We start from the raw sequence: 12,576 nt of genomic DNA on the forward strand, positions 1-12,576 counted from the left end.
CGGGCTTTCACGGACCTCGGTCCGAATCCGTCAAAGGCGGCGCGACGCGTTGTGCGCTGAGCGCGTGCCCGCCGACCGCGCCGCCGAATGCGCCGCCGAATGCGCCGTCGAACGCGCCGTCGAACGCGCCGTTCGCGGCGCCCCGAGGCACCCGCAGGCACGCATCGATGAACCGGGGCGGCTCAGCCGCCGCTGGCCGCGACCGTGGAGGCCGCGCAGGTCGCCGGCTGGAACCAGACCCGATCGCCAACCGCGACCGGCGCACCCGCGTCGACGGCGATCAGCGCGTGCTTCCAGTGGCGCGAGCGGCTGTAGCGCACCAACGCGTAGTCGCCGCGCGAGGCGGCGCCGTGATCCCGGCAATCGAGCGTCGCGGTCTCGACGGGATCGTCGGCATGCTTGAGGGCCATGACCCAGCCGGCGCGCCAGCCGGCGGCTTGCGGATGGTCGGCGTCGTCGCGCTGCACCGCGGCGCAGCCGTGCAGCAAGGCCGCGGCGGACACCGCCGCGAGACCCAGGGAGAGCAGCGCGCAGGAGCGCGCCAGGCGCGTGACGCGCAGGTGGTCGTTAGTCATCACCGGGCTCCGGCAGCAGGGGACCGCCGCGGTCGGGACGTGGCGGCGAGGACGTGGGGGGAGTGGCGGACGGCGAGATCGAGCCCGGCTCGCGATCGTCGGCGGCGCCCGGCCCGGCGCCACGGGAGCGGCCGCCGGCGACGCTCGCGTCCGCCGGCGCGAACCAGGCGAGGTAGAGCGCCGGCAGGACGAGCAGGGTCAGGAGCGTGGCGCTGACCAGGCCGCCGATGACGACGATGGCCAGCGGCCGCTGCGTCTCGGCGCCGATCTCGTGCGACAAGGCCATCGGCAGCAAGCCCAGCGCCGCCAGCAGCGCCGTCATCAGCACCGTGCGCAGGCGCTGCAGCGCGCCCTCGCGGACCGCCGTCAGCGCATCCATGCCGCGCTGGCGCAGCTGCTCGAAGACCGTCAGCATCACCACGCCGTTGAGCACCGCCTGCCCGGACAGCGCGATGAAGCCGATGGCCGCCGACACCGACAACGGGATCCCGCACAGGGCCAGCGCCACGATGCCCCCGATCAGCGCCAGCGGCACGTTCAGCAGGATCAGCGCGGCCAGCCGGAACGAGTTGAACGCGTTGAACAGCAGCACGAAGATGAGCAGCAGCGAGATCGGCACCACGATGGCCAGCCGGCGCATCGCGCGTTCCTGGTTCTCGAACTCGCCGGACCACGCCACCTCGTAGCCTTCGCCGACCTTCACGTGGGCGTCCAGCCGCGCTTTCATGTCCGCGACCACCGACCCCATGTCGCGGTCCTTGATGAACACGCCGATGGCCATGGTGCGGCGGCCGTTCTCGCGCGCGATGTTCATGACGCCGGTGGTCTCGCGGATGGTCGCGACCGCGTCCAGCGGCACCGTCCCGCCGGGGGCCGAGATCGGCGTGCGGGCCAGCTCGCCCAGCGCGCGATGCGCCTCGGGCAGGCGCACGGTGACGGCGAACTTGCGCTCGCCCTCCCACAGGTAGGTCGCGGCGCGGCCGGCCAGCGCCGCCTCGATCACGTCCTGCACGTCGGCGACGTTGAGTCCCAGGCGCGCGGCGCGGTCGCGGTCGATGTCGATGGCCACCTGCGGGAGCTCGCCGATGCGGTCGATCTCGGCCAGCGACACGCCCGGCACCTGACGGATCTCGCGCTGCATGTCGGTGACGATGCGGCGCAGCTCGCCCAGGTCCTCGCCCGAGACCTTCACCACGATCTGGCCCTTGATCTGCGAGATCGATTCCAGCACGTTGTCGCGGATGGGCTGCGAGAACTCGGGCTCGATGCCGGGCAGGTCGGACAGCGCGGCGCTCATCTCGGCGATCAGGCGCTCGCGCGTCAGGCCGGGGCGCCACTGCTCCTGCGGCTTCACGTCGACGAAGACCTCGGCCATGCTGAGCGTCTTCGGATCGGTGCCGTCCTCGGGCTGTCCCGCCTTGGAGACCACGGTGCGGACCTCCGGCACCTGGCGCAGCCGCTCGCGCGCCAGGCGCAGCACGCGGATGGCCTCGGCCTGCGAGAGGCTGGAGGGCATGTTCCAGTTGACCCAGTAGGTGCCCTCGTCGAGCTCGGGCAGGAACTCCGAGCCCAGCCGCGTCGCCAGCACGGCGGCGCCGGCGAAGGCCAGCGCGGCGACCGTGAACAGCACGCCGCGGCGTCGGATGGCCCAGTCCAGCGCGGGCCGGTACAGGCGCTTGGCGGTGGCGACGACGCGGTTGTCGCCATGCGGCAGGCGCCGGCGCAGCAGCCGGTGCGCCAGCAGCGGCACCACCGTCAGCGAGCAGATCAGCGCGCCCACCAGCGCCATGCTCACCGACAGCGCCATGGGCTGGAAGATGCGGCCCTCGTGGCGCTGCAGCGCGAAGATGGGCACGTGCGCCGCGATGATGATCAGCATCGAGAACAGCGTGGGCCGGCCGACCTCGTCGGCGGCGTCGGCGACCAGGCGCAGCCGCGTGCGCGCGTCCAGGTTCTCCCCCTGGCCGGCCAGGCGATGCATGATGTTCTCGACCACGATGACCGCGCCGTCCACGACGATGCCGAAGTCCATCGCGCCCAGCGACAGCAGGTTGGCCGGCACGCCCATGACCTTCAATCCGAGGAAGGTGGCCAGCAGCGCCAGCGGGATCACCGCCACCACGGCCAGGCTGGCGCGCAGGTTGCTCAGGAACAGGTAGAGCACCAGGGCCACGAGCAGCGCGCCCTCGACGAGGTTGCGGAACACGGTGGACAGGGTCTTGTCCATCAGCCAGGTGCGGTCGTAGAAGGGCTCGATGCGCACGCCGCGCGGCAGGCCGCGGGCGTTGAGCTCGGCGATGCGCGCCTTGACGCCGCGCAGCACCTCGGCGGCGTTCTCGCCCTTGCGCATCACGACGATGCCGGTGACCGCGTCGTCGTCCTCGTCCTGGCCGACCACGCCCAGCCGTGGCACCGCGCCGACGACGACCTGGGCCACGTCGCGGATCAGGATGGGCGTGCCGTTGCGCGCGCCGACCACGATGTGGCCGATGTCGTCGGCCGAGCGCAGCAGGCCCAGGCCGCGGATGGCGTACTGCTGCGCGCCTTGCGCGACATAGGAGCCGCCCGCGTTGGCGTTGCCGCGGCCCAGGGCGTCCAGCAGGTTCTGGAAGCTCAGGCCCATGGCGCGCAGCTTGTCCAGGTCGGGCTGGACCTCGTACTGCTTGATGAAGCCGCCCATGCCGACCACGTCGGCCACGCCGCCGACCTGGCGCAGCGCGCGCTCGACGGTCCAGTCCTCGATCGATCGCAGCTCGGTGCTGGTCTTGCCGTCGCCGCGCAGGCGGTAGCGCAGGATCTCGCCGACCGGCGTGGCGTTGGGGGCGATGTCGGCGGTGACGCCGGGCGGCAGGTCCACGCCGCGCAGCCGCTCGACCACCTCCTGCCGGACCTGCGCGACCGTGGCCGCGTCGTCGTAGGTGACGACGGTGTAGGAGAGCCCGAACTGCGTGTGCGAGAACACCCGCACCGCATGCGGCAGGCCCGACAGCGCGACCTCGACGGGCAGGGTGACCTGTTTCTCGACTTCCTCGGCCGCGTGGCCGGGGTGCAGGGCGATGACGGTGACCTGCGTGTCGGTGACGTCGGGAAAGGCCTCGACCGGCAGGTTCTGGAAGGCGATCAGGCCGGCGCCGGCGAACAGCAGCACCGCCATCAGCACCAGCACGGGCTGGCTCAGCGCGAAGGTGATGAAGCGTTTCATCCGCGCGGCTTCCGTTGAGCCGAGACGTCGGCGCGGGTGTCGGCACCGGCGGGCGCGCTGCCGGCGGCCGCCGCGGGCGTCGCGTCGTCCGCGAGGCGCAGCTGGCGGGCCAGCAGCAGGGCGTTGTCGATCACGATGGGCTCGCCGGGGCGGACGCCGCCGGCCAGCGCGGCCTCGCGCGCGCCCAGGCGGGCCACCTTCACGGGGCGGGCCTCGAAGACACCGGGACCGGTCTGCACGAAGACGAGGTGGCGATCGCCGTCCAGCAGCACGGCGGCGGCGGGCACGGTGACGTCATCGGCCCGAGGGCGGCGCACGCGGGCGCTGCCCAGCATCTCGGCCTTGAGCAGGCGCTCGCGGTTGTCGACCTCGGCCCGGACCTTGATGCTGCGGGTCGCGGGATCGATGGCGTCGGCGGTCGCGGTGACCACGGCGTCGAAGGCGCGACCCGGCCAGGCGGGCACCTCCAGCGTGAAGCGCGTGCCGGGCCGCAGCGCGGCGAGGTCGTTTTCGCGCGCGTCCACGACCACCCACAGGCGCGACGGGTCGCTGATGACGAACAGTGCCGGCACGCCCGGGCCGGATTGGTCGGGCCGGATCTCGGCGCCGGGGTTCAGGTTGCGCTCGACGATCACGCCGGCGATGCCCGCCCGCAAGCCCAGTTGCTGGTCGACGCCGCCGGCCGCGCCGTACAGGCTCAGGCGGCTGCGGGCGCGGGCGGCCTCGGCATTGGCCCGGGCGCTGTCGGCCTCGGCCTGCTCCAGGTCGCGGCGGGCGACGATGCCGGCCTCGCTGAGCTCGCGCTGGCGCGTCAGCTGCTGCGCGGCCAGGCGCTGGTCGGCGAGCGCGCGGGCCGCGTCGGCCTGCACCTGGCCGAGATCGGCCGAGGACAGTCGCGCCAGCAGCGCGCCGCGCTGCACGGTCTGGCCGACGTCGGCGCTCAGCTGCTCGACCCGGCCGGCCAGCGGCGCATACAGGCGCTGGGTGCGGGACTCGTCCCAGACCACGTGGGCGGGGAGCTGGAGCTCGGCGTCCGTCTCGGAGCGAGCGGGCGCGACGCGCAGCAGCCGCAGCTGCGAATGGCCGGCGGGATAGCGCAAGACCTGGCCCTCGGCGACGGGCGGTGCCTCGGCGGCGGGCGCGGCCTCGTTGCGATCGCAGCCGGACAGGCCCAGCGACAGCACCAGCGCGGCGGCCAGCGCGAGCACCAGCGGCGCGCTCATCCCGGGAACGAGCTCGGGGAGCCCCTCCGGGAAGGTCCGCTTGAGCGCGCGCCGCAGGGCGCTGCGGGGCAGGCTGACGAGCAGGCAGCGCAGGGTGTGCGGATGGGGGGTGAGGCGAGGGGTCATGGTCACGGTCCGGTGAGCAGCCGCCACTGCGCGAGGGCGACATCGTGGTCATGGCGCGCGGCGAGCGCCTCCATCAGCGCGCCGCGCAGCGTGCGGCGGGCCTCGATCAGGTCGGTCAAGGTGCTGGCGCCCTTGCGGTAGGCGAGCTCGGCCTGGGCCAGCAGCGCGCGGGCTCGCGGCAGCAGGTCCTGCTCGTGCGCGTCCAGCAGGGTCCGGCTGGCGCTCAGCGCGGTCCAGCGTTGGCGCAGGTCGGCCTCGGACTCGGCGCGCGCCTGCAGGGCTTGCTCGCGGGCCTGGTCCAGCTGGGCGCGGGCACGGCCGATCTCGCCCTGTTGCGCGTAGCCGATCTGCAGCGGCATCTGCAGGCGCAGCTCCAGCAGCCGGGTCGAGGTGCCGGGGTAGTGGTCCAGCGACATGCCCACCGTCACGTCCGACTTGCGGCTCGCGCGGGCCAGGTCGTAGGCGGAGAGCGCCGCCGTCTCGCGGGCCTGCGCGGCGGCGACTGTGGGGCTGGCGTCGATCGCGGCGTTCAGACCGGCGGCATCGGGGAAGGCGTCGGGGAAGGTGTCGGCATCCGTCGCCTGGGCGATGAAGCGCACGCCCGGTCGGCCCAGCAGGCGCGCCAGCGCCAGGCTGGCGCCGTCGCGATCGGCCTGGGCGGTGACGACGTCGTTGCCGGCCTTGCGGGCCTCGATCTCGGTCCGGGACAGGTCCTGTGGCGCCGCGTCGCCGGCGTGCACGCGCTGGCGCATCAGGCCGGCGAGCGATTCGGCGCTCGCGGCCAGTTCGGTCAGATCCTCGACCCGCGACTGGGCCAGCAGCAGGTCGTGGAAGGCCGCGGCGGCCTGCAGGCGCTGGTCGCGTCGCACGGTGCGCCAGTCCTCGCGCGCGGCGCCGGCCGCGGCCTGGGCCGCGGCGGTGCGGAGCTCGCGCTTGCCGCCACGCTCCCAGGTCCAGTCCACGCCCAGGGACTTGTCGACGCGCTTGTCGTTCAGCCAGCTGCCCGGGCCGACACCGTGCTGCAGGTCCATCTGGCTGGCCTTGGCGGTCAGCACGGGCAGCGGGGCGTGATCGGCCGTGGCGATGTCGGCCTCGGCCGCGTCGACGCCCAGCCGGGCGATGCGGGCGTCCGCGTTGGTGGCCGCGCCATCGAGCACGTCGCGCAGGGTGACGGCCACGCCGGTGGCGACGCCTGCGCCGGCTGAGGTGGCGGGGGGGCTCGCTGGGAGGGGGGGCTCGGCGGCGGCCCGCGCGCTCGAGACGGTCATGGCGACCAGCGCGGCGAGCAGGGCGACGACCGCCGGCGGTCGATGCGCGGCGGGTGGGGAGGGCGGGGCTTTCCTCGGCATGGCCGGCGTTATCGCAAACCAAGCCTGACCGGATCCTGACCTTGGCGCGGTGCCGGAGGGCGGGGCCGGGTCTTGGTTCGTCTGTCATCGAGCCTGGGTTACCGTCGCGCCCATGCGAATTCTTGCCGTCGAGGACGACGCCACGCTGCGGACCATCGTGCAGCGCAGCCTGAACGAATCCGGTCACCACTGCGACGCGGCGGCCACCGCGGCCCAGGCCGCCTACCTGTGGCGCATCCAGGTCTTCGACGCCGTGCTGCTGGACCTGGGGCTGCCCGACGGCGACGGCCTGCGTCTGCTGCGCGACGCGCGGGCCCGGGGCGACCGCACGCCGGTGATGGTGCTGACGGCCCGCAACCGGACCGACGAGCGCATCGCCGGCCTGGACGCCGGCGCCGACGACTACCTGGGCAAGCCCTTCGACCTGAACGAGGTCGAGGCGCGGCTGCGGGCGCTGATCCGGCGCCGCATGGACGTCAGCGACGACGTGCGCGTGGGGCGCCTGCGCCTGGACCGGCGGGCGCGCCGGCTCGCGATCGGCGACCAGGCGCTGGAGTTGCCGGCCCGGGAGTTCGACGTGCTGTGGGAGCTGCTCACGCCGCCGGGACGGGTGGTCAGCAAGCAGCAGCTGTCGGACAAGCTGTCCGGACTGGACGACGCGCTGGGCATGAACGCGCTGGAGGCCTTCATCTCGCGGCTGCGACGCAAGTTGGCGGGCAGCGGCGCCGGCATCCGGACGCTGCGCGGGCTGGGCTACCTGATCGAGGAGGAGGCCGCATGAGCGACCGGGGCGTGTCGCTGGCGCGGCGGCTGTCGCTGCACCTGATCCCGCCGCTGCTGGCGATCTGGGCGCTGGGCGGCGCGATCACGCTGGTGGCGGCGCACCAGGCGACCCAGCGTGCCTATGACCGCTCGATGCTGGACGACGCGCTGGTGCTCAGCGCCCATGTGATCCGGCAGGACGAGAAGCTCGCGCTGGTGATGAGCCATGGCGACCTGGGGACCATCCTGTACGACCAGAGCGAGCAGATGTTCTTCGCGATCCATGCGGCGGACGGCCGCCTGATCGCCGGCGAGGCCGACCTGAAGCCGGTCCGCCCGCCCGAGGCCGCCATCGCCTTCAGCGACGCGGTCTATCGTGGTCGCGAACTGCGGCTGGTCACGCTGCGCCGGGATGCGCTGGACGACGCGTTGATCGTGGTCGGCCAGACCACGCGCAGCCGCACCGCGCTGCTGCATCGGCTGCTGTGGGCCTCGCTCCTGCCTCAGGCGCTGCTGGTGGCGCTGATGCTGTGGTGGATGCGCCGGACCATCGCCGCGGACCTCGCGCCGGTCACGCGGCTGCGCGACTGGCTGGAGCGTCGGGGGCCGGGTCGCCACGACCCCTTGCCGGAGGCGCTGCGCTCGCCCGCCCAGACGCGCGAGGTCGCGCAGCTGAGCTCGGCCATCGACCGCCTGCTGGCGCGCATCGAGGCGGGCGCGGCGGCGCAGCGCGAGTTCGCCGGCACGGTGGCGCATGAGCTGCGCACACCGCTGGCCGGCGTGCGCGCCGCGGCCTCCTACGGTCTGGCGCAGCGCGACCCGCAGCGCTGGCGGGCCCAGCTGGAGGCCGTGCTGGCCAGCGAGGCGCGGGCCTCCCACATGATCGACCAGCTGCTGGCGCTGGCCCTGGCCGAGGAGAGCGAGGCGGGACTGAACCTGCAGCCGATGGCGCTGGACGCCTGCGTCCGGCAACTGCTGATCGACTGGCTGCCGCGGCTGGACCAGGCGGAAGTCCACCTGGACGCGCAGGGGCTGGACGAGCGCGTCCTGCTGCTGTCGGATCGCGCGCTGATCGAGGGCATCCTGACCAACCTGCTGGACAACGCGGTGCGCTACGGCCGTCCGGAGGAGGGCGCGCACCTGCTGTTCGTCGCGCTGCGCGACGGACCGGACGCGGCGGTCCTCAGCATCTGGGACCAGGGGCCCGGCCTGCCGCCGGAGGAGCTCGAACGCACCGCGCGGCGCTGGACCCGCGGCCGTCTGGCGCGCGAGACCGGACAGGGCACGGGCCTGGGCCTGGCCATCGTGCGGCGCTATGCGGAGCTGCTGGGGGCGACCCTCACGATGGCGCAGGGGCCGGGCGGGCATGGGCTGCGCGTGGACGTGGTGCTGCCGCATCGACGCGTGGAGACGCCGCCGCCGGTGGCGCGATGAGATCGCGACGCGGTCAATCCTGACGCCCGCGGGTCCCGACTTCCGACGCCGGACTTGATTTCGTTCAAGGACGGCGGGGGTGGGAGCGGGCACATTCGCGCGTCCGACTTCCTCCCCGCACCGCCATGTCCAGTTCCGCTTCCCTGTTCGATCGCCTGGGCGCCGCGCGCCTGCAACCGCTGATGCTGGCCGGCCGGCGGCTGCTGCCCATCGTGCAAGGCGGCATGGGGGTGGGGGTGTCGGCGCACCGGCTGGCGGGCAGCGTGGCCGCGCTGGAGGCGGTGGGGACGCTGTCCTCCATCGACCTGCGCCGGCATCACCCGGACCTGATGGCCCGCAGCAGCGGTGAGCGGGATCTCGAACGCCGCAAGGCCTTGATCGTCGAGGCCAACCAGACCGCGCTGGCGCGCGAGATCGGCAAGGCGCGCGAGCTCTGCCGCGGCAGCGGCCTGCTGGCCGTGAACATCATGCGGGCCGTGAGCGATTACGCGGCCTCGGTCCGGACGGCCCTGGAGCAGGGCGTGGACGCGCTGGTCGTCGGCGCGGGCCTGCCGCTGGAGCTGCCGGACCTGGCCCGCGAGCACCCCGGGACCGCGTTGATCCCCATCCTGTCGGACGCGCGCGGCGTGTCGCTGCTGTGGCGCAAGTGGGAGCGCCGGCAGCGCGTGCCCGACGCGATCGTCATCGAGCATCCGGCGCATGCGGGCGGGCACCTGGGCGCGGCGCGGGTGGAGGACCTCGGGGAGGCGCGCTTCGACTTCGAGCGCGTGCTGCCGGCGGTGAGGCAATGGATCCGCGAGGCCGGCATGGAAGGCCGCGTGCCGTTGATCGCCGCGGGCGGCGTGCGCCGCTGCGAGGACATCCAGCGCCTGCAATCGTTGGGCGCGGACGCGGTGCAGCTCGGCACGCCCTTCGTGGCCACGCACGAATGCGACGCGCATCCCGAGTTCAAGCGCGTGCTCGCGGAAGCGGGCGACGAGGACCTGGTCGAGTTCACCAGCGTGGCGGGCCTGCCCGCGCGCGCGGTGATGACCCCGTGGCTGCGCAAGTACCTGGGCGCGGAGATCCGCCTGCAGGCGAGCGCGCAGGTCAAGAAGCACTGCACGATGGCCTTCGACTGCCTGGCGCAGTGCGGGCTGCGCGACGGGTTGAAGGGCTGGGGTCAGTTCTGCATCGACCAGCGGCTCGCGGCCGGGCTGCGCGGTGACGTCGAGAAGGGACTGTTCTTCCGCGGGAAGGGGATGCTGCCTTTCGGCGCGGGGATCGCGTCGGTGCGGCAGCTGATGGAGCGGCTGCTGACACCGGGGGTGGCGCTCGGGACGCCTGCCACGACCGCTTGAGGTCGAGCGCCCACGCCACCCCTTCGGCGTCAGATCTTGCCGATGGTGCTCTGCGGCGGGGGGGCTGTTGTCGAGGTCCTGGCTGCGCCCGAGGGGAGCAGGTCCCGGTGGAAGCGCACGAGATCGAGTGCCGGGTGAGCCGACGCCTCGCCCACGAAGCCCATCAGACGAAGGGCGCGGAGGAGGCCGTCCGCACAGGCGTCGAATCGGGCATTCTCATTGGCGGCGTGGGCGGGGCTGGGCGCCGCGAGGGTGCCGAACCCGACGACCCGACGCGAGAGCTGCTGCGCGGCGGACATGATCGTGCCCTCCCGGTCCAGTAGTTCCCCGATGCACAGCGCCCGGGCGAATGCCTCGACCTCCAAGGCATCCGCGGGCCCGGTCGAGTGGATGAAGGTCTCGATGCGCGCCTGCGACGCGTCAAGCTCGGCGAGGGTCACGGAGCGCCACCACCGGTGGGTCGGGCGCTCGAACTGGAAGCCCAGCCAGTCGTTGGACGGCGAGAGCATCAGGCAGGCGCAGGCCCCGAGCGCGAGCCGGTCCACCAGGCGAAGCGCCTCGTTCACATGGGGGAAGGTGAACGCATAGTCCGCCTTGTCGGCCTGGAGCAGATAGGTCTTCGTCGTGTCGTGGAACACGTGGGTCCGCCAGAGATCCCGCTCGTAATGGAGCAGCATGTCGCGCGGCTTCGGCCAGGAGGTGAGCAGGTACAGGCCGGTCATCGCGCTGTGGACGACCTCGCCGCGCGGCCGGTCGGCCCACCAGGCCACCTTCGACGACAGGCGCAGCCCCAGGTCGTACGCTTCCTGCGCCATCCACCGGAGCGCGACGACGGAGAGGCCGTCCTCGCCTTCCGCATAGCCTCCGCCCACGTCGGAATGCGCGCCGGGGAACCAGACCTGCTTCAGGCGCGGATCGGGGTGCCAGGGCACGACCTCGAAGTCCGGCCGGATCTCATGCAAGGCGAGCGCGTGGCGCGCGTGCATGACCTGCGGGGGCAGGTCGTGATGGTGGAACTCCGTGAAGTTCGCGGTCAAGCGGGTGACGCGGGAGGGCAGTCCCAGCGAGCCCACCGTGTCCCAGACCCCCAGGAAATGCAGCGGCAGCGGCCGGTCGTCGTACCCCTGGATCCCTCGGAGCGGCCGCAGGAAGTCCTCCAGGGCCGATTGGGCGGGATCGGTGCCGCGCTCGTACAGCGCGTAGGCCTCGTCGACCTTGTCCAGGTGATTCGACAGCAGCATCCCGACCTTGTCGACGAAGCCCGCCAGCGAGCGCACGGCGAAGGCGCCTCGGCTGAAGCCGAACAGGAAGACCTGATCGCCGGTCTCGTAGTGCTGGCAGAGGAACGCGTAGAGCGCCTTGATCCGGGCCTCGGTGCCCCGGCCGAAGGCGCCTCCCATCAGGCCCTGGAGAAAGTCGTTGTCGTCGATGGGCAGGTCCTCGCCCAGGTGGCGCGAGAGCAGCACCGCATAGTCGGCTTCGGACAGGTTTCCGGCGTCCACGAGCGGCGCGGTGCCGACGCCCTGGACATACAGCTTGATCTGCGGCTTGCCCTCGCGGTCGACGTCGTCTACGGCGTCGAACAGCCGGGCGACGTTGGTGGGGGACTCGGCTTCCTTCTCGTTCCAGGTGCCGTCGATGAACAGGCAGATGTTCTTGCCGTTCGAGGGGGTGTTGCGGTCGTCCATGGCGTCCTCGGTGGGGTGTCGGTGTCACGGACATCGGGGTGATCCGGCCGCGCAGCCGCGCTTATAGCAAGGTGAGTGCTGCGCGGGTACACCCCCCGAGGGGTGGGTGGAGAGGGAGCGTCAACGGACGACCAGCTTCCCCACCATCCCGGCCTCGAAGTGACCGGGCTGGAGGCAGGCGAACTGGAACTCGCCGGCCTGGGTGAACTGCCAGACGATGTCACCGGTCTGGCCGGGCTTCACATGGGCCATGTTGGCGTCGGCGTGCTCCATGCCGGGGAAGCGCTGCATGAGCGCGGCGTGTTGCTTCAGCGCCTGATGCGTGCCCAGCACCATCTCGTGCAAGACCTGACCCGAGTTGCGGACGACGAAGCGAATCGTCTCGCCGCGCTTGATCTGGAGGTCTCCCGGCGTGAAGCGCATCGTGTCGGTCATGTCGACCGGGATGGTCCGGGTGACCTTCGCGGGGTTGCCTTCCTGGCCGAACTCGGTCGGTTCGACCTGCTTCGCGTCATAGACGCGCGGAGCGGCGTGCTCGTCACCGTGGGCTTGGGCGCCGGTCGCGATGACCCAGGCGGCGATGCCGATCGCGGCGAAGGGGGTGAGCGGGAAGGTCAGGAGAGGGCGTGCGTTCATGGCGAGGTCTCGATCGTCGGGAAGTCGACGCCGCAGTCTGGAGCTTGCCCCCGTGGGAAGGTCAAGGGGGCACTCGCCTTCCCTGAACCTTGCGTCTACCTATTTGTCAGCGCTTGTTGGATATCGTTGTCGCTGGTGGATGCCCTAGGGCGTCAGCCCATCTTTCACCCTGAACCGCAGGATCGACCGTCTGTCGCAAATGCGCTGAGCATCGCTGTCGGCTTGCCTACGCTGCACGCCA

General features: G+C 72.6%; 9 protein-coding genes. 3 read left to right on the plus strand and 6 right to left on the minus strand.

The window, feature by feature from the left end:
- Window positions 1-182: 182 nt before the first annotated feature.
- The 4 genes from MCHT01_RS06940 to MCHT01_RS06955 are packed head-to-tail and all read right to left on the minus strand — an operon-like array spanning window position 183 to window position 6,475.
- A complete protein-coding gene (locus tag MCHT01_RS06940) occupies window positions 183-575 on the minus strand; it encodes a hypothetical protein (RefSeq protein ID WP_067064081.1) in 393 nt (130 codons plus the stop codon).
- Window positions 568-3,777, minus strand: a complete 3,210-nt coding sequence (locus MCHT01_RS06945) for an efflux RND transporter permease subunit (protein ID WP_084452090.1) — start codon at window positions 3,775-3,777, stop codon at window positions 568-570. The genes MCHT01_RS06940 and MCHT01_RS06945 overlap by 8 nt, the downstream gene beginning before the upstream one ends.
- Entirely contained in the window at window positions 3,774-5,126 is a 1,353-nt protein-coding gene (locus tag MCHT01_RS06950; RefSeq protein WP_084452092.1) for an efflux RND transporter periplasmic adaptor subunit, read from the minus strand. Before MCHT01_RS06950 ends, MCHT01_RS06945 begins: the two co-directional genes overlap by 4 nt.
- A gap of 2 nt (window positions 5,127-5,128) precedes the next feature.
- Window positions 5,129-6,475 carry a TolC family protein gene (locus MCHT01_RS06955; RefSeq protein ID WP_084452094.1) on the minus strand — a complete coding sequence of 449 codons (1,347 nt, stop codon included), beginning with the start codon at window positions 6,473-6,475 and terminating at the stop codon, window positions 5,129-5,131.
- A 112-nt stretch (window positions 6,476-6,587) separates the two neighbouring features.
- Here MCHT01_RS06955 and MCHT01_RS06965 point away from each other — a divergent pair, with 112 nt between their 5' ends.
- The 3 genes from MCHT01_RS06965 to MCHT01_RS06975 all read left to right on the plus strand — a co-directional run bounded on the left by MCHT01_RS06965 (window position 6,588) and on the right by MCHT01_RS06975 (window position 10,011).
- Complete coding sequence (locus MCHT01_RS06965; RefSeq protein ID WP_067064087.1) at window positions 6,588-7,256, plus strand: response regulator transcription factor; 669 nt, start codon at window positions 6,588-6,590, stop codon at window positions 7,254-7,256.
- Window positions 7,253-8,671, plus strand: coding sequence for a sensor histidine kinase (locus MCHT01_RS06970; protein ID WP_067064089.1), 1,419 nt, complete (start codon window positions 7,253-7,255; stop codon window positions 8,669-8,671). Before MCHT01_RS06965 ends, MCHT01_RS06970 begins: the two co-directional genes overlap by 4 nt.
- 125 nt (window positions 8,672-8,796) lie before the next feature.
- Window positions 8,797-10,011 carry an NAD(P)H-dependent flavin oxidoreductase gene (locus MCHT01_RS06975; protein WP_067064091.1) on the plus strand — a complete coding sequence of 405 codons (1,215 nt, stop codon included), beginning with the start codon at window positions 8,797-8,799 and terminating at the stop codon, window positions 10,009-10,011.
- A gap of 29 nt (window positions 10,012-10,040) precedes the next feature.
- Here MCHT01_RS06975 and MCHT01_RS06980 read toward each other — a convergent pair whose 3' ends face one another.
- Together MCHT01_RS06980 and MCHT01_RS06985 are read right to left on the minus strand one after the other, a co-directional pair.
- Window positions 10,041-11,699: a T6SS phospholipase effector Tle1-like catalytic domain-containing protein gene (locus MCHT01_RS06980; protein ID WP_067064092.1), complete on the minus strand. Its 1,659-nt coding sequence runs from the start codon at window positions 11,697-11,699 to the stop codon at window positions 10,041-10,043.
- A gap of 120 nt (window positions 11,700-11,819) precedes the next feature.
- Window positions 11,820-12,335, minus strand: a complete 516-nt coding sequence (locus MCHT01_RS06985; protein ID WP_067064094.1) for a cupredoxin domain-containing protein — start codon at window positions 12,333-12,335, stop codon at window positions 11,820-11,822.
- Window positions 12,336-12,576 lie beyond the last annotated feature (241 nt).

Source organism: Mitsuaria chitosanitabida ATCC BAA-476 = NBRC 102408, from assembly GCF_001598255.1.
Taxonomy (GTDB): domain Bacteria; phylum Pseudomonadota; class Gammaproteobacteria; order Burkholderiales; family Burkholderiaceae_C; genus Roseateles; species Roseateles chitosanitabidus.